This window comes from Kitasatospora sp. NBC_01539, from assembly GCF_045040525.1.
Lineage (GTDB): Bacteria > Actinomycetota > Actinomycetes > Streptomycetales > Streptomycetaceae > Kitasatospora.
This window is the reverse complement of the sequence record NZ_CP109390.1, coordinates 4,674,640-4,690,911: the sequence shown is the minus strand read 5'-3', so window position 1 is coordinate 4,690,911 and position 16,272 is coordinate 4,674,640. Positions and strand designations below refer to the sequence as shown.

The following is a 16,272-nucleotide window of genomic DNA, read 5'->3' as shown; positions in this document are numbered from 1 at the left end:
CACAGAGGGAGAACCACTACGACGTCAACTCGTGGACTCACCTTGGTGAGCCTGAGCAGACCCCGGACAACGTGCGCGCATACCTGCTGCAGGCCAACGGATACGTCATCGGCTACCTCGCGACCCACGACGTCAGCGAGCACCGCCGCTGGGATCTGCTCGACGAGTCGGAGTACGGCGATCAGGACGACACCCTACGTCCGTGCATCGACCTGATCTGGGTCGCAGACTCCTACCGCGAAAGGGCGTTGGCGCGACGCTCGTACAGACCCTCGCCGATGACTCCGGGTGCCAGACCACCGATGTGTCGTGGTCAACCCCCGTCAGCGCCGCCGGCCGGCGCCTCGCACGCCGGATCTCGCCCGACGGCATCTGGGTCAGCTGACCTGGCAGGCGACATCCCGGCGACAGGCCCCGGCGGGAGCGACAACTCCGCGTCAGCGACCACGCCGCGCGGTCTGCGATAGCGCCAAACGGACCTTAAACCGGGGCCGTGCCCTCGACTGGACATCAGCCAAGGGCACGGATCCGCTTCGGTCGGCTCTATTCAGTGGTCCCGGAGACACCGGACCAGAGCAAGCCGCCGATCTTGTTGGCGGTGTCCTTGAGGACAGGACCCGTCAGGTGCTGGTACCGCCGACGCATCCGTGCGGACTTGCCGGGCTCCCACCCCATGATCGCGTCGACGACCGCGTCGGGGACGCCCAGGATAAGCAGGACGGTCGCGGCAGTGTGCCGGGCATCGTGAAGCCGCCCATCGCGGACGTTCGCCGCCTTCAGGAGGTCTTTCCACCGGTGGTAATCGGTGTTGGGGTTCAGCGGCTGGCCAGTCGGAGACGTGAAGACGTACCCCTTCTCCTCCCACAGGTCGCGGGCGAGCCGCCGCTCACGGTCCTGCTCGACCTTGTGCCGCGCAAGCTGCGTCATCAACTCGTCGGGGACACCGATCGGGCGCCTACCCGCCCGGGACTTGGTGTCCTTGGTCTCGCGACGGATGCTGATCTTCTGCGGGCAGTAGCCCGGCTTACGCCCGCAGCGGTCACCGCAGCCGTGCTGGTAGCGGGGCCGCAACCGGCCACGCCGCACCCGGATGACGCTGGCCTCGAAGTCCACGTCGGTCCACTGCAGGCCCAGCACCTCGCCCTGCCGAAGACCCAGGGCCAGGGCGATCACCCACCGGGCGGTGTTCCGCTGCCGCTCCGCTTCGAGAAGGAGCCGCTGCACCTCCTCGACCGAGTACGGCTCGACTTCCTCTTCCTCCAACCGCGGGGCCTTTGCGACCGTCGCCGGGTTCTCGGTGATGTGCCGACGGCGCTTCGCCTCGTTGAGCGCCGCGCGCACCGTGCGGTGGACCTGGTGAGCGGTGCCGGCGGCACTGCCGTTGTCCCGCATCTTCTTGTAGAAGCGTTCCAGGTGTTCCGGCTCCAACTTCTCCAATCGGTGAGCGCCGAGGCCGGGGATGAGGTGGTGGTACACGGCGACGCGGTAGCCGTCGATCGTGTTCTCGGAGACGTACGGAGCGGCGATGTTCTCAACCCAGTGGGTGAGCCAGGTCTTGACCGTCCACGTCTGGCCGGCCTTGCGCACCGCGCCGGAGTCGCGCTGCCGTTCCAGCTCGCGAACCGCCTTGGTGACGTCGGCCCGGGTCTTGCGAGTGACGTGACGGCGATCGGGACGACCGTCGTCCTTGACGCCGACGGTGACGTAGCCGTGCCAACGGCCGTCCTTGGCCTGGTAAATGGACGAGGCGCCGTTGGGCTGACGTGAAGTTGCCATCTCGCGCCCCTCAGGCCGCAGTGGCGAGGTCGGCAGCGCTGAGGCGCTTGGTGAGGAACGCTCCCACCGCCTCAGCGGGTATCCGGCGGAGGCTGCCGATCTTCACGGAGGGGATCTCGCCGGAGACGACGAACTCGTACATCTTCGTGCGCCCGATACCGAGCCGGCGGGCGGCCTCCTCGACGGTGAGCGCGACCAGTGTTGGGTCAACTGCAGGGCCGTTCTGATCAGCGATCAGGCGGAGGTGCAGGTGTTCGGTGGTGCCGAGGGCGTGAGCCACTCGGGAGAGCTCCAACGGAGTTTCGGACATGGGTGTCCTCTCCCGACGGCGCTTTCGGCTATGCGCCGCCGTTGTCGATGTTCCAGGGATGGGCGATTTGAGTTGTTCGGGTCCGCGTGACGACCCCCGGCGTTCGTAGCGCCGAGGGGCTGCGGGGGGTATGGCTGGTCGAGGGTTCACGGGCTGGCAAAGCCCGTGGTCGGACCGGCGGGACGGGACGTTAGCCGGAGATTCCGGCCGCACCAAACCGCCCGGGGCCCGGCATGATGCCGGTCATCATCGGATCGGCGACAGGACTGACGTGCGGAACCAGCTGAGTGCAACAGGTGCCCTCTGGCAGCCGGGGCCTGCCCTCGGATGCTCTGGCTATGCCTCGGTTCCCGGGTCGGCAAGACCCTTCGCCTCGGGCGAGCCGGACGGGAACTTCGGCGAGCGGTAGTCGTCACCGGCCGCGTCCGCCACGACTCGGGTGATCATCGCTCTGATGAGCTCTTCGAGGTTCGGGTGGGCGCGTCCGTAGGCGTCGAGCGCCTCACGGGCCCGGTCCATGTCCTTGCGGGCGGCAACGGACTTCTGCCAGCTCTCGGCGAAGTCGGCCAGCAGCCGTTTCACGTGGGCGTTCGCGGCGATCTCGGGTGGTCCGACCAGGTTGTCCAGGGAGATGTCGAAGACCTTGGCGAAGCCGATGGCCTCGTCCAGGTTGACCCTGCGGCGTGGTTCGCCGCTCTCGATGCGCCACACCGCCGACTGGTTGAGCGGGTAGCCGGCCTCGGTCAGGCGCTCGGCGAGCGTGGCAGTGCTCCACCCGCGCGCCTCGCGCTCCATCTTGATGCGCCGGGCAACGTTCTCCTCCCCCTCCAGCCGTTGTCGCCGGTCCTCGTCAGCCACGTCAACCCTCCATGCATCGTCATCAAGCCCATTTGCAATGCGTCGAGCACGACGTTAACGTGATGCAAGATGAAACGCAACTGAGCCGAGCTGCATCGGCCAGCCGGGCCAGCCGCCCGGCACCACAACGCAAAAGGCCCCCGACGCTACGAACGCCGAGGGCCAAACGCAGAACCTCGAAAACCGCCCATCCCTGGAACAGTCGACAACGGAGGAACCGGGTAGCCGCCCGAATCCTCCGAGTGAGGACACCGCTGTGGACAAGCCTACGGCCCCGCCGCCGGGACCGTCATCCCACGACCGGCGACGGGAACACCGCGCGTCGGAGCCCCACCCCGCGCTCGTCGACACCACCTCCGGGGAACCGCCGCACAACATCGACGCCGAACAGGCGGTCCTCGGCGCCTGCATGCTGAAGCACCAAGCGGTGGATCAGGTCCGGGGCACGCTGGACGCGGGCGACTTCTACCGGCCCGCCCACGAGACCATCTGGCGCGCGATCCTCGCCCTGCGCGCCGAGGACGCCCCGACCGACCCCATCGCCCTCGCGGACCACCTGCAGTGCAAGGGAGATCTCTCCCGCGTCGGGGGCTCGTCCTACCTCCACACGCTGGTCACCGTCGCGCCGCCCTCAACGGACAACGCCGACTACTACGCGCAGATCGTGCGCCGCGACGCCCAACTGCGTACCCTGCACACCACCGGCATCCGCACCGTCCACCACGCGCTGACCCCAGGTGCCGACCCGGACGAAATCCGCACAGCCATCGAGACGGAGATCCGTGCCGAGCGCGAGCGCGCCCTGGCCTCCGGCAGCAGCCGCCTGTCCCGCTACATCGTCAACGGCTGGGACTTCGTCACCAAGACCGGCGCGGACAAGGAACCCCTGTGGGGCACCCCCGAACAGACCGCCTGGGCCTCCGGCGAAAGCCTGATGATCGTCGGCGCACCCGGCGTCGGCAAGACCACCATCGCCCACCAGGTCGTCCTCGCCCGCCTCGGCCTGCAACGCTCCGTCCTCGACCTGCCCGTCGCCCAGGGAGAACGCGTCCTCTACCTCGCCATGGACCGCCCCCAGCAGATCGCCCGCGCCATGGCCCGCCGCATCACCCCCGCCGACGAGGCCCACCTGCGCGACCGGCTTGCGGTGTGGCAGGGACCGCTCCCCGCCACCCTCGACAAGGAACCCGACCTCCTCGCCGAACTCGCCGCCGCCCACCGCGCCGACACCATCGTCATCGACAGCCTCAAGGACGCGGTCAGCACCCTCGTGGACGACTCCCTGGCCGTCGCTTTCAACAACGCCCGCATGCGCGCCCTGCGCGCGGGCGTCGAGATCATGGAGCTCCACCACCAGCGCAAGGCCGCAGCCGACGCCCCACGAGGGATGCGACCCACCCTGGACCGGGTGTATGGCTCGACGTGGCTGACCGCCGGAGCGGGCAGTGTCCTGTTCATCGCCGGAGAGGCCGGCGACCCGGCGGTCACCATCCACCACCTCAAGACCGTGACCGGCGAGATCGGCCCCCTCCCGGTCATCCACGACCACCAGCGCGGCACCACCTACGTCGAGCCCACCCTCGACCCCGTCACCATCCTGCGCGCCGCCCCGGACGGCCTGACCACCCGTGACCTGGCGACCGCCCTGACCGGCGAGGCCAACCCCGACCGCGCCGACATCGAGAAGGCCCGCCGCCACCTGGACCGCCTGGTCAAGAGCGGGCTCGCGGTCAAGACCGACGGCAGCGCCGGAGGCACCGGAGGCGGCCAGCAGGCCCGCTACCGCCCCTCCGCCCGGCACATCACCGCCGTCTCGTAACCGCCACCACGGTGACCGGACTGACCGGCGGGCAACGCAGTGACCGCGCCCCCGGCCAGTCCGTCGTACTGACCGACCCCAGTGACCGAGGCTCCGGTCAGCCGGTCACTCCGACCGGCCGAACTGACCGGAGTGCCACGCAGGCCAGCAGCCCGCCGACCTGCTGACCTGCTGACCTGCTGACCGGACCGTCGGACGACCAACGGACGGCACCCACCAAGGGCCACCGGGCGCCCGGTCAGTGAGCGGATCACCAGCCCCACCGGGCACCGACAACCAGGCGCGGATCGTTCACGGGGCCGTACACGCACCCCTCCGCGAAGGTCCCGGCGAAAGCCGTTCACACCGTCCACGTCGAGGGAGGAAACCGCAGGTAGAGCGATCACGGAGGCGTACACGCCGTCCACGCGACCCAGCGTTCACGCGCGAGCCCCCCTTTAGAAGGGGGCTCGCGTGTACGCCCCACCGTGAACGCCCGCCTTCGAGGAGACTCCAAGCCACTGCCCGCTGTGACCAGATGGGCCCAGCAACAAGAGATCACCGTGATCCGAATCCTGATCAGACCACCGGAAGCCGGAGCAAGTTGTGGGGTAAGGACTCCTTACCCCCGGCCCCGCTCCTGGCGGAGCAAGTTGTCGCATTGGACGGTCCTACGGCCCGCCACCGCACTTGCCCTCGCCCAGGGGTGCGAGAGCAAGCCCCCAACCGGCGGCAGCGGGGAGGCATGGAGCCACCGATGCTCGCCATCGGACAATTACGGTCTGCCCTCAGTCCTTGGCTGCGGGCGCGAAGTAGTCGCGGAGCATGACAGTCGTCCACTCGGCCTGGCGCTGCTCTCCGCGAGGGCCCATCTCACCGAACCACGGCTTCACGTCCAGGACCGGCGTGCCGTCGACAGCGTCGAGGTCCTCGACGTGGAGGTCCAGGCCGTCGACCTTGATCAAACGGCAGCGTGAGACTCCGAGCCAGTTCAGGCGCCGCATGTTGCGGTGCCCGAAGATCCCGACCTCCGGCCACTCTGGGTTGTCCCGAGGCCGGCGGGCTCCGAGGTTCAGGTCGGTCGGGTCGGTGAGGTGGAAACGGAAGACGATCTCCAGGTGCGAGAAGTCCTCAAGCCCCTTGGTCGCATCGGCGGTGAAGAGGGATCCGTCCAGCCGGATGATCGCCCGGGTGCCGCCCCAGAAGTCGTCTGTCGGTTCGATCCGGCCGCCGACCACGTGGCCGAGGGCCTCGACCTCGAACGTCTCACGGTCTGCCATCAGTGACTCCTCATCAGGCTGTTTCGGACAGGTATGCGGCAGCGCGTGCGTCGATCTCGCTGATCGCCGCGGTACCGCGCCGCCGGTAGGGGGAGAGCAGGGTGCGCATGTCGGCGGCAGCCTGGCGGGTGCGGCCGGATCGAACGCCATCCATGGCGTCGAGCGCCTGCGACCAGGTGGCACAGGCCCGATCGATGTTGTTCATCTGCGCGTACACGGAGCCGAGATATCCCAGCGTCACAGCGTGGGTGCGGGTGAACTTCGTCGCCTTGCGGGTGCGGACGCTGTGGTGGAACTCGCGCACCGAGCCGTCGAGGTCTCCTATGTCGCGCAGGGCGCAAGCGGTCTCGTGAGCCAGGCTCGCCTCACCGAAGAAGAACACCCGGTCCGGCTCAGCGATGTCGTCGCTCGCGGCGGACAGGTCGTCCTCGGCCCGCAGCAGTGCCTTGGCGGCGGCGTTCTTACGTCCGGCGGCGGCCAGGCTCCGGGCGTGGACGACGCCGAGGAGAGCCCGCTCCCGTGGGGAGGCGAGCGCGTATCGGTCGCCGTCGACGGAGGCGGCGGCAAGGTTGAGAGCCTGCTGGTGGTGTCCGAGGTCGATGGCCTGGTGCGCCATGGCCCGCAGCACGTGAGCGGCCATCGGCGGATCACCGGCCTCGGCCGCGAGCTTCACCGCCTCAGCGAAGTACCGCTGCGCTGTCGCGTGTTGGCCGCCGTCGAACGCCATCCAACCCGCCAGGTAGGCGAGTTCGCTGGCTGCGGAGAAGAGATCACGGCGAACACGCTCGTCGGTGAACTTACCCCGCAGGTAAGCGGTGACGTCGGTCGCCAGGTACTGCACCACGGACGTCCAGGCGTGACCACCGCCTCGCCGTTGGTCCACTTGGGAGAATAGGGTGGTCATGTCGCGGACGGCTGCGAGGTCGCCAGGGCCGACCCGCCGGGTTGCAGCAGAGCTACGCGCACTGCCCCGTTCGGCCATGCGCTGCCACCAGTCTTCGCCGGGCAGGGAGAGCGCAGCCACCGAGTAGACCGCCACCCCCAGGGCCCGCCTGCGTTCCACGTCCACGTCGGCTCTCCCGAGTTCGGCCAGCGCGCTCAGCGTATCCGCGTCCCAGTCGGGTTTTTGAGGTGCGGGCGCGATCAGGCCGATCTCCTCCAGCGTCACGACCCGTCCGCCGAGCGCGCGGCCCAACGCCTCGGCCAGGAAGGCACCGACGTTCCCGGCCGGCTGACCGCCGTTCTTCCAGTGCGTGATGCTCGACTTGTTGGTCTCCAAGAGCTCGTCATGCTCAGCTGCGACCCGCCTGACCAGGCGCGCGATTGCATCGCCGGAGAGCTTCGTCTCGCCGATGACCTTCCGCAACCGCTCGTTCGGTTCCCTCGTCGGCGCCAAAGCGCACCTCCCTGACGGGCCGTTAAACCGCTTAAACCGCATAGCGTGCCCAACACCGTACTCCCAGTAGCGATTAGGCGGTTCACTAACTGCATGCCGCTCGCCGGGTGGGGCCGATTCGGGTCCTGGATCCCTGCGGAGCGGCGGCCTGCGGCGGCTCCAGCCATGTCCGGCATCGAGATCCGCCCCGCCAACTCGCGACCCCGGAGACGCTGATGACGACTGCCGACCGCACACCGCACCCGTGGACCCTCAACGGCACCTCCACGCTGGTCGACCCCAACCGGCCGATCCGGCACCGGTCCACGAGTCCGACGCGGGAGGGCGCCGCCGCGACCAGCAATCGCATGCTGCTGGACGAGCACAGCAGCAAGGACGGGCTGTGCATCCGGTGCGAGAGTCTCTGGCCCTGCGACGTGACCAGAAGCATCCGCTTCGGGAGCACCACGTGAACAGCGCCGAGATCCACATCCAGGCCGGCGACCGGACCGTCATCTTCGTCCCGAACCGGGAACGCGCCCGCCAACGCGCCCTGGTTTTGCGTCAGCTCGTTGCCGGTCGTCGCCGCCGCAAGCGGCACCGGGAGTCGGTGGCGTGAGCACTCATAACTCCCCGGACTTCAAGCTCCCCGAGGACCGCCACCAGGGCCTGTACATCCGCACGTTCAAGATCGCGAAGGACGGCACCCGGTACGACGACTCCGGTGTCATCACCGTGGAATCGGAACCCGACGCCTACGCCTACCACCCCTCGGCCACCTGGCCCACCTGCCGCTGCCCGCAGCACCGCGACAGCTGACACGACCATCACCGGCGGGCTACCGCGCTTCTGCGGCCTCGCCAACCCCGCGTGAGAGGAAGAACCTGTTGTCCCTCGAACAGCTCTCAGGAAAGACCGTCCTGGTCACCGGAGCCGGTGGCCTAATCGGCAGCCGCATCACGTCCCAGCTCCGTCAGATCGGAGCCCGCCCCATCTCGGTGTGCAAGCTCGACGCCTACCCGCACGAGGTGTACCGCGAGCGGTTCGGCATCGACACCTCCGACTCGGACTTCATCGTCGGCGACATCGCCGAGCCGGACCTGATGCGCAAGGTGATCTCCGGCTGCGACTACGTCATCCACGCCGCCGCCCTGGCCGACGTGGCGGCCTGCACCCGCCGACCGCTGGACGCCATCGACACCAACATCACCGGCACCCAGCGCGTCCTGGACGCCGTCGCCGCTTCCGACCGGGTGCGCAGGATGGTGTTCGTCTCCTCCGCCAGCGTGTACGGCAACGGCAGCCCACAGTTCGTGGAGAGCGCTGCGGTCCAGCCGGTTTCGGTATACGGCAACACCAAAGCGTGGGGCGAGTACCAGACCGCCGCAGTGCTCGGCGGAGCCGGCATCTCCTACGCCGTGGTGCGGTACTTCTCGGTCTACGGCGAGCCGCAGGTCGTCAAGGAGCGGAGTCACTCCTGGGTGGTCGCCTGGTTCGCCATGCGGGCCGCGCTGGGCCTGCCGCTGCACCTCAACGGCGGCGGCCAGCAGATCCGCGACATGGTCCACGTGGACGACATCGCCACCGGCACGATGTGCACTCTGGTCGCACCCCGCGCTCACAACGAGACCGTCAACATCGGCACCGGGACTGGTACTTCGATCCAGCAGGTTGCCGAACTCGTCCGCAGCCACTTCCCGGGCGTGCCGCTGGTCGAGACGCCCATGCCGCCCGGCGACCCAGAGGGCGGATACGCCTCCGTCCAGCGGATGGAGGCCCTGCTGGGCTGGAGGCCGAGCATCACGATGGCGGAAGGTGTCACCCGCTACGTGGCCTGGCTCAAGGCCACCCCCGACGCCATCCCCGACTGGATGCGCCAGGCAGCAGCGGCTTAGATGATCGGCGGCCTGCCCAGCCGGGTCATGGTCCACACCGTGCGCCAGCGCATCGGCTTGCGCCGGCCGCACGGTGTACGCCAGCCCTCGGCGAAGCCCGCGAACCACGCCTTCAGCCCGGCCGCGTCCCGGGTCCGGGCGACGGTGAGCGCCACCCACACCCCGAGGTAGACCGGCACCAGCAGAGCAGGCAGGTGCCGGCGCGCCAGGTACACGCGGTTTCGGGCGTTCACCCGGTAGAAGAAGGAGTGCCGGGTCGGGCTGGTGCGCGGGTGCTGGAGCAGCAGCTCGGGGACGTACAGCACCCGCCATCCGGCGTCCAGCGCCCGCCAGGCCATGTCGGTCTCCTCGTGTGCGAAGAAGAAGGCGTCCGGCCAGCCCCCAACCTGCTCCAGCATCTTCGAGGACAGCGCGTGGCCGCCGCCGAGGAAGCCGGTCACCTCGCCTCCACGCATCGGATCTCCGGCCCGCAGACGGGGGACGTGGCGCCGCTGGGTGACGCCGGTCTCGTCCGCGATCCGGAAACCGACGATCCCCAGCCCGGGGTCGTCTTCGTACAGGGCGGCGATCCGTGCGAGGACGTCGTCCGCGACCAGCAGGCCGTCATCGTCGAGGTCGATCACCACGTCGACGTCCCGCAGGTGGTCCAGGGCGACGTTCCGGCCGCCGGTCACCCCGAGGTTCTCCGTCAGCTCCACGCCCTCTACCCACGACGGCAGTTCCGGCAGCACGCACGCCTGGCCCACCAGCACAACCTTCGCGGCCTTGACCGTCTGCATCTCCACCGAGGCCAGCAGCTCGGCCAGCTCTTTCGGCCGAGTGCCCATGGTCAGGATCGCCACACCCAGCTTGACGCCCACCGAACCTCTTCCCTTCGAGGAACCAGAGATGACCTCACGAACGCCGGAGCACAGCACCACGTCGCTCAGAGAACTCGCCGAGAACCGGAGCCTTCCCGCCCATCAGGTCATGGACCAGGACACACTCACCTGGATCACCAGAAACCGGCCCGAAGCCTCAGCCGCGCCGCCCACCCTGCCACATCCGCCGCTCATGCTGGTACCGGACGCCACCTGGTTCGCGCAGCCCCAGCTCGTCGACTCCATCCACGGCATCCGGCACAACGCTCGCGTCTCCCTGCTCGCCGGTCTGCTCGCCCGGGAGTACGGACTCGACAGCGATCACACCGCCGCCCTGTGCGCCGCCGCAGCGGTCCACGACTGCCGGCGTCGCGACGACCGCCACGACCCCGGGCACGGCCGACGGGCAGCACTGTGGTTCACGCGCAACCAGCAGGCAATGACCACCATGCTCGGCCGAGAACTCCCACCGGACCTCTCACAGCAGGCAGCCACAGCGATCGGCCTCCACGACGTCCCGTACGCGGACTTCACCTCGCAGCAGAACCGCGCCTACCAGCGCGCGCCCCACTTGATCGACCTGCTCAAGGCAGCCGACTGCCTGGACCGCTACCGGCTTCCCCTCGCCCGCTGGTGGCCCGACCCATTCCACCTGCGCATCGTCATCCCCGCATGGCTCCACCCCGTCGCCTTCGACCTGGTCGTCCGCAGCGAACAGGCCCGACTCAACGGCGCCACGAACCACGGAGCACTCATCCACGCCAGCCAGCTCCTCAACCCCCGGCAGTAGGAGGCCATCCATGCACAGCGAATGGGACAACGCCCACACCGACCACACCAGCAGCGCCACGCGCCCCGGCCCGTCCGGACTCGCCGAGACCGAAGCCGACTGGCGCCACCACCTCGCACACGAGACCCCGAACGGCTGGCTGCTGAGCGGCAACGCCATGACCAAGACGCTGGCCGCCGGACGCCCCATCCACCTGATGCACACCACCGTGGCCCTGGACGCGATCCGCGCGAGCGGACACCTGTATGCCTCCACTGGCTGCCTGGTCGCAGCCCTCTACTGCGCGCCCCTCACCCCCGAGCCCGCCGGCCTACGACCCCACAACCTGGGCACCTACCTGCTCGAGACCAAGAAGCACACCCGCACCCTGGTCTTCGAGATCACCCCCGACGCCCCCGTGCCGCCCAAGGGAATCGACTACCTCCGGCTGGGCGCTATCCACCTACGGACCTACCTCACCCACCGAAGCTTCCTCACCGACGCCGAAGACGCCCAACTCCGCCGAGCAGTGCTGGACCGGCTCCGGGCAGCGGTGCCCTTCCTCGACACCCTCCTCGCCAACGCCGCCGGGAGGCCGACACCGGAAGCCGAGTTCATCGACCAACTCGCCGCCACCGTGCCGGCCTTCCCATTCCTCGGCTACCTCTACTTCGAGGTGCTGTCCGAGTACCTGATGCTCAACTCCACGACCCCCGAGACCAAGGCGTACGCCCAGCTCGGAGAGATGAACAACCGCCTCTACAAACGGCTGGCCTTCTCCGCGGTCCAGGGCATGGACCAGCTCTTCGACCTGTCACGCTTCAACCCGGGACACGAACGCCTCTTCCAACTCGTCGGACAGATCGAGGCCGGCCTGGCATCCCAGGTGGCCCGCTTCACCAGGCAGCGCCTGTCGCACCTGTTCGCCACCGTGGCGCTCGCTCCCAGCCAGGACGCGGCGTCCTTCACCTTCCGCGACGCGGACTTCGACACCCTCGCCGAAACCGCCCCGTACCTGCTGGGCCAGCTCGTCTTCCGCGAGATGCGCATCATCGACCGCTACCCGCAGCTCTACCTCGCCTTCGAGCAGGCGAAAGCGCTGGAAGCATGGGCCTACTGGAACACCGAAGGCATCCCGACCCCGTTCAACGGCACAATCCCGAAGGGCGAGATCGGCATCAACACGGCCTACCCGCGAGCCAGCCACACGGTATGGACGGCAGAGACCTGCGAGCGTGGCTGGCTGCACCCGATCGAGCGGCTCGACGTGGCCTTCGTCCCCCGCCTCGCTGAGCTGTCCATGACCGCCATGCGGAGGGACCAGACAGGGAAAGCGGCAGGACACATTCGACAGGAAACGACTTGACTCCCTCCGCGCCGACGGCCCCGCCTTGCGGGTCATCGCCGCCCGTGCATCCATTGCCGAGGCAGGGGTCAGGTCTGTCCAGCCAACTCTGCTAGCTCGGGATCAGGCGTCTGCCTCTTCAGCAAAACCAATCGTGAGCAACCTGTACCGCAGGGTTTCCTTGCCCGTAGTGACCGACCAGGTGGTCGTTTGCTCGACCTCGACCACCACGCGCCTATTGAAGTAGTTCCCCAAACTAGCTGCCTCTTCAGGACTGACGGACATATCGATGCGCTGCCCATCGTCCGTCAAAAGCTGAGGGTGAACCAGCGTACTTACAGTCGAGAGCGTCCCATGGAAGCTCTTCTGCTCTACCTCTTCGCGAGTGCGCTGGATAGCATCCTTCAAGGCCAATGCACCTCTGCGATGGAGCGAAGCATTGGCGCTACAGGATCCGTTAAGCCAGGAGAGGTCAATGTCGATGTCGCTCTCGGTGACCTCTTTGGCAAGATCGTTCAGATGCCTCACCGCGCGCGGCCCCAAGAGCTTCAGTGAATCGACAGTAGTCGCCTCACCCAAATCATCCGACTCTACACTGTTGAGAATTGAAAAGAGATCGCGAAATACTCGGTCGAGCAAGATATCCGAACCAACGCCATCTGGAGTCTCGCTCCCCTCCAGAGACTCCGCAGCGCCCCCCAGATGAAACACGACGGAGCCGAACCCCAGAGCTGGCGAAAGGCGAAGCTCCGTGGCCCGCAGAATGGCAGCCTGGACGCTTCCAGCAGCAGTCGCCTTTTTCGCAATTGCCTGACCGCAAGCCGACACTGCCTCCTGGAGCGAACCAAGGATAGAGGTCGCCTCCCGCACAGGAATTTCGTGCCCGGGAATAGCGCGCCCATGAAGCCTGACGTCTAGCTTGGGCGCTCCCTCGGCAACCGCGTACCCCGAGTCACGCAACATTGCCCGAGTACTCAGGTTTGCAAGTTCGATGCTATCGCGAGGGCCCTCTAGCCTGGCATTAGCAAGCCTTGATCGCAGCGCAGAAGCCCTCTCTTCAGAGGTAGTCATCGTAGCCAACCTCCAGGTAACCGCGCTTCGGAACTGCATCTTCGAACACTGGAGAGCTTCCCTTTGGGCCGCTTCGAGCTCTCAGCCAGAAATCGTCCCAGTACCCTCGGTTGATGAAGTAAGCCTGCTGAGCCGGATCTGCCCCAGGATTTGGGATAGGGAAACAGCGCCAGGGAATCATGTAAGAGTCAACCTGAAGGTTGTGGTGCACCGCCCCCGCGCTCCCCTGAGCAAACAGCGAGGCAATGGCCTGCTCGTTCGGCGGAAGGGCGTCGTACTCGTTGCCGCTCACTACAAAGACCACATCGACATCTCCCGGATCAAGCTTCGATGTGGTAAAACTCCCAGCCATCCACACTGCATGTACAGTCACAAGAGACCTGACAGTATCGCGAGCCGTCTCCCAGTCATTCCAAATCTTTCTCCTGGTTACTGAAGAGGAGAAATCTGGATGCTCGACAAATTCAGTGCGTATTTCCGTTTCAGTGCACTGGTAGCGCCCAAGGGGCAGAAGGCCAGTTGCTCGGAAGGAATCTGGGATCGGCATATATCGCACCCCTCCAGGCGACGCCATGTGCGCTGTGCAAGAGCATGAGACTACCGCGCCGACGGCATGTGGTACACACCGTGCTGCCCTCTCCATCATCCACCGCTCGAGCCCCCTCTCGCGTGCACTTCGCCGCATGACGCCAGCGTGAAGTTGACCAGCATCCGGCTGGCCCCCTCCGCCCAACAGCACGGCTCACTCACTGGCACCCCTGCCTGCCCGAACGCCGATCAGTGCACTAGCCTCCGCGTTTCGGTTGGGGCTGGCTGAGACGAGGTGATCTCCGGGGCGGTGGTGCTCGACCTGTCGCTGTGGGTTGGGCATGCCGAGGGCCCGACGCGCGGTCGGGTGCTCCTTGGTCCTCGGGTCGTGGGCGGTCAACGGCGCGTCGCCGGGTCAGGTCACCGGGCGGGGCAGCGCCGCGAGGCGGGCGAAGGCGAGGGCCAGCTCGTTGCCCCAGGGCCAGGTCGAGGCGATCCGCAGGTGGACGCGTCGTGCGGCGCGGGTGATCCGGGCGGCGGCGTGCAGGATCTGGTAGCGGAGCTTCTTCGGCTCGGCGGTGGCCAGCTCGCCCTCCAGCAGCAGGGTCCGGGCCCAGACGAGCAGGTCGACGGCGGTCAGGGACAGTTCGAGCCAGGCCGCGTTGATCGCGAAGTGGCGGGAGGGGAAGCGCCCGAAGCCCGTGCTCTTGCCGCAGCGGATGTGGTCCTCGACTCTGGCGTGGGCGCGGTGGCGGACCTCCAGGTGTTGCAGTGACCCGCCGCCGGCGACGGGCGTGTCGGTGAGGAAGACCTGGTGACGCATCCCTTCGTCTTGATCGAAGAGCGAGAGTTGGGCTCCGGGGTGGGGCCGCTCGCGCCGCACGATGGCCCGGGTGCCGTCCGGGTGGCCGGCGAGGTGGACCAGGCCGGTCAGTTCGGCGACCTCGGCCCCGGTGCGAGGGGAGCCATCCTGTTCGAGTGCGGGGTGCCAGACCTGCTCGGGCAGGGCCCGGATGGCTTTGCGGAATTCGGCGGTGACGGCGTGTCCGACGGAGAAGGTGGTCTGGATGCCGCGCTGTCGCAGGGCGCGCACGTGGGTCAGGAAGGCCTTGGCGCCGCCCGCGCCGTCGGCGCGGATGAGGACCGGGGTGCCGTGCCGGTGGGCGTCGGGGATCTGGGCGAGAGCCTGGTTGAGGACCGTGATGTGGTCGGCGGCGGTGTTCGCTCCGGCGTTTCCGGGTCGCAGGAGCCCGGCCAGAGCCTCGCCGGTGTTGTCCAGGAAGCAGAGCAGCGGGTGGTAGCCGAAGCCGCGCTTGTAGGTGGCGGCGGCCTGTTCCTTCTCCGAGTGGCAGGTAACCAGGGTGGCGTCGATGTCCAGGACCAGGCCTGGCAGTTGACGTCCTCCGGCGCGGGACGGAGGTATCCCGTCCCTGGTCTCGGCGGCTTGCAGCCAGGCGACCTCGCGGGCTTGGGCGCGGGCGGCCCGCAGTGCGCTCAGGGCTGCGGCGTCGATGCCGGCCAGGACGCGCCAGGCGGTGGGGGTGGAGGCGACTGGGCCGAACACCTGGTGCTGGTCGCGCAGCAAGGCCAGGTCCCGGATCGCTTCGCCGCCGTCGGCGAGCATCACCGCCAGGTCGACCGCGACGCGACCGGGAGCGTGCCCGGTCCCGCGAGGTCTGAGCCGGCGAAGGGCCTCGGTGAAGGCGCTGGTCAGTGTGGTGGCATCGGCCAGATCCGCCAGCAGGCGTGATCCGGCGTGGCTGACGACCCCGTGCCCGTCGGCACTGACGACAAGCTTGGGGCGGGACCGGGTAGTGTGCACGCAGAAAGTGCCTTCCTGCTGGTACGACGGAGACCTTAGACAAGCCTCATCGTCCCAGCTCAGAAGGCACTTTCGCTTTTCTGGTCATGATCCGGACGCGCCCCGAAGTGAAACGCGCAGGCTAGGCCAGAGACCCAGCCGGACCTGTCGCCCCAGAGCAAGGGAAGGTGCGAAGCCGCCGGCCGCTGACGCGATCATCATCGTGGACTCGATGCAGCTCACCACAGACGCACTCTGACTACCTCGAGTAACAATCGCCACGAAACCGTCCACTGGCGACCACTGACATCGTGTACTGCCTCCAGTCTCCGCCGCCTTCCGTGGTTGCAGTTTTGGTTGCATTCACCCCCGTCCAGCAGCGTCCGGAGCCCGGCTGACGGACCGCCCTGCCGCAGGTCAGGATGCCTGCGACCCCCGCTGGACGGCCGGACGGACAGTTGGAAAGCGTGTTGGGGGCAACCCCTCACGAGTTCGAATCTCGTATCCTCCGCCGGCAGAAGGCCCGGACCGCATCAGCGGTCCGGGCCTTCGTCGTTGGCCGGAGCACTCCTGATTGACTTCGGAACACGTTCCGAAGTAGTGTCG

General features: G+C 67.8%; 16 protein-coding genes. 7 read left to right on the top strand and 9 right to left on the bottom strand.

Features of this window, described 5'->3' with window-relative positions:
• Nucleotides 1–543: 543 nt before the first annotated feature.
• The 3 genes from OG335_RS20325 to OG335_RS20315 all read right to left on the bottom strand — a co-directional run bounded on the left by OG335_RS20325 (nucleotide 544) and on the right by OG335_RS20315 (nucleotide 2,944).
• Nucleotides 544–1,776, bottom strand: coding sequence for a tyrosine-type recombinase/integrase (locus OG335_RS20325; RefSeq protein ID WP_405012546.1), 1,233 nt, complete (start codon nucleotides 1,774–1,776; stop codon nucleotides 544–546).
• Nucleotides 1,777–1,786: 10 nt separating this feature from the next.
• The gene (locus OG335_RS20320) at nucleotides 1,787–2,086 is read right to left on the bottom strand and encodes a helix-turn-helix domain-containing protein (protein ID WP_405012545.1); all 300 of its coding nucleotides are present in this window, start codon (nucleotides 2,084–2,086) and stop codon (nucleotides 1,787–1,789) included.
• 336 nt (nucleotides 2,087–2,422) lie between these two features.
• Nucleotides 2,423–2,944 carry a helix-turn-helix domain-containing protein gene (locus OG335_RS20315; protein WP_405012544.1) on the bottom strand — a complete coding sequence of 174 codons (522 nt, stop codon included), beginning with the start codon at nucleotides 2,942–2,944 and terminating at the stop codon, nucleotides 2,423–2,425.
• A gap of 256 nt (nucleotides 2,945–3,200) precedes the next feature.
• Here OG335_RS20315 and OG335_RS20310 point away from each other — a divergent pair, with 256 nt between their 5' ends.
• Nucleotides 3,201–4,763, top strand: a complete 1,563-nt coding sequence (locus tag OG335_RS20310) for a DnaB-like helicase N-terminal domain-containing protein (RefSeq protein ID WP_405012543.1) — start codon at nucleotides 3,201–3,203, stop codon at nucleotides 4,761–4,763.
• A gap of 767 nt (nucleotides 4,764–5,530) precedes the next feature.
• On the opposite strand, the gene OG335_RS20305 is transcribed toward OG335_RS20310, so the two are convergent.
• Complete coding sequence (locus OG335_RS20305; RefSeq protein ID WP_405012542.1) at nucleotides 5,531–6,022, bottom strand: TrmO family methyltransferase; 492 nt, start codon at nucleotides 6,020–6,022, stop codon at nucleotides 5,531–5,533.
• Nucleotides 6,023–6,035: 13 nt separating this feature from the next.
• Nucleotides 6,036–7,418: a Tat pathway signal protein gene (locus tag OG335_RS20300; protein ID WP_405012541.1), complete on the bottom strand. Its 1,383-nt coding sequence runs from the start codon at nucleotides 7,416–7,418 to the stop codon at nucleotides 6,036–6,038.
• Between the two features lie 215 nt (nucleotides 7,419–7,633).
• On the opposite strand from OG335_RS20300, the gene OG335_RS20295 reads away from it, so the two are divergent.
• The 4 genes from OG335_RS20295 to OG335_RS20280 all read left to right on the top strand — a co-directional run bounded on the left by OG335_RS20295 (nucleotide 7,634) and on the right by OG335_RS20280 (nucleotide 9,292).
• Nucleotides 7,634–7,870 (top strand): hypothetical protein, encoded by a 237-nt coding sequence (locus tag OG335_RS20295; RefSeq protein WP_405012540.1) that lies wholly within the window; start codon nucleotides 7,634–7,636, stop codon nucleotides 7,868–7,870.
• Nucleotides 7,867–8,016: a hypothetical protein gene (locus OG335_RS20290; protein ID WP_405012539.1), complete on the top strand. Its 150-nt coding sequence runs from the start codon at nucleotides 7,867–7,869 to the stop codon at nucleotides 8,014–8,016. Before OG335_RS20295 ends, OG335_RS20290 begins: the two co-directional genes overlap by 4 nt.
• The gene (locus OG335_RS20285) at nucleotides 8,013–8,216 is read left to right on the top strand and encodes a hypothetical protein (protein WP_405012538.1); all 204 of its coding nucleotides are present in this window, start codon (nucleotides 8,013–8,015) and stop codon (nucleotides 8,214–8,216) included. The genes OG335_RS20290 and OG335_RS20285 overlap by 4 nt, the downstream gene beginning before the upstream one ends.
• Nucleotides 8,217–8,284: 68 nt before the next feature.
• Nucleotides 8,285–9,292 carry an NAD-dependent epimerase/dehydratase family protein gene (locus tag OG335_RS20280; protein WP_405012537.1) on the top strand — a complete coding sequence of 336 codons (1,008 nt, stop codon included), beginning with the start codon at nucleotides 8,285–8,287 and terminating at the stop codon, nucleotides 9,290–9,292.
• Here the strand turns inward: OG335_RS20280 and OG335_RS20275 are convergent.
• Nucleotides 9,289–10,119, bottom strand: a complete 831-nt coding sequence (locus OG335_RS20275; protein ID WP_405015461.1) for a glycosyltransferase family 2 protein — start codon at nucleotides 10,117–10,119, stop codon at nucleotides 9,289–9,291. The genes OG335_RS20280 and OG335_RS20275 overlap by 4 nt on opposite strands.
• Nucleotides 10,120–10,180: 61 nt before the next feature.
• Here OG335_RS20275 and OG335_RS20270 point away from each other — a divergent pair, with 61 nt between their 5' ends.
• Nucleotides 10,181–10,942 (top strand): hypothetical protein, encoded by a 762-nt coding sequence (locus OG335_RS20270; RefSeq protein ID WP_405012536.1) that lies wholly within the window; start codon nucleotides 10,181–10,183, stop codon nucleotides 10,940–10,942.
• A gap of 10 nt (nucleotides 10,943–10,952) precedes the next feature.
• Complete coding sequence (locus tag OG335_RS20265) at nucleotides 10,953–12,287, top strand: hypothetical protein (RefSeq protein WP_405012535.1); 1,335 nt, start codon at nucleotides 10,953–10,955, stop codon at nucleotides 12,285–12,287.
• Nucleotides 12,288–12,389: 102 nt separating this feature from the next.
• Here the strand turns inward: OG335_RS20265 and OG335_RS20260 are convergent, their stop codons facing one another.
• The 3 genes from OG335_RS20260 to OG335_RS20250 all read right to left on the bottom strand — a co-directional run bounded on the left by OG335_RS20260 (nucleotide 12,390) and on the right by OG335_RS20250 (nucleotide 15,687).
• Nucleotides 12,390–13,136, bottom strand: coding sequence for a hypothetical protein (locus OG335_RS20260; RefSeq protein ID WP_405012534.1), 747 nt, complete (start codon nucleotides 13,134–13,136; stop codon nucleotides 12,390–12,392).
• Between the two features lie 187 nt (nucleotides 13,137–13,323).
• Entirely contained in the window at nucleotides 13,324–13,884 is a 561-nt protein-coding gene (locus tag OG335_RS20255) for a DUF6932 family protein (protein WP_405012533.1), read from the bottom strand.
• Between the two features lie 396 nt (nucleotides 13,885–14,280).
• Complete coding sequence (locus tag OG335_RS20250; protein ID WP_405012532.1) at nucleotides 14,281–15,687, bottom strand: IS1380 family transposase; 1,407 nt, start codon at nucleotides 15,685–15,687, stop codon at nucleotides 14,281–14,283.
• Between the last annotated feature and the right edge of the window lie 585 nt (nucleotides 15,688–16,272).

What these genes read in the sequence shown, in the direction of transcription:
- OG335_RS20325 (WP_405012546.1), bottom strand. Translation starts at nt 1,776, where the DNA reads ATGGCAACTTCACGTCAGCCCAACGGCGCCTCGTCCATTTACCAGGCC.
- OG335_RS20305 (WP_405012542.1), bottom strand. Translation starts at nt 6,022, where the DNA reads ATGGCAGACCGTGAGACGTTCGAGGTCGAGGCCCTCGGCCACGTGGTC.
- OG335_RS20265 (WP_405012535.1), top strand. Translation starts at nt 10,953, where the DNA reads ATGCACAGCGAATGGGACAACGCCCACACCGACCACACCAGCAGCGCC.
- OG335_RS20255 (WP_405012533.1), bottom strand. Translation starts at nt 13,884, where the DNA reads ATGCCGATCCCAGATTCCTTCCGAGCAACTGGCCTTCTGCCCCTTGGG.
- OG335_RS20320 (WP_405012545.1), bottom strand. Translation starts at nt 2,086, where the DNA reads ATGTCCGAAACTCCGTTGGAGCTCTCCCGAGTGGCTCACGCCCTCGGC.
- OG335_RS20275 (WP_405015461.1), bottom strand. Translation starts at nt 10,119, where the DNA reads ATGGGCACTCGGCCGAAAGAGCTGGCCGAGCTGCTGGCCTCGGTGGAG.
- OG335_RS20295 (WP_405012540.1), top strand. Translation starts at nt 7,634, where the DNA reads ATGACGACTGCCGACCGCACACCGCACCCGTGGACCCTCAACGGCACC.
- OG335_RS20270 (WP_405012536.1), top strand. Translation starts at nt 10,181, where the DNA reads ATGACCTCACGAACGCCGGAGCACAGCACCACGTCGCTCAGAGAACTC.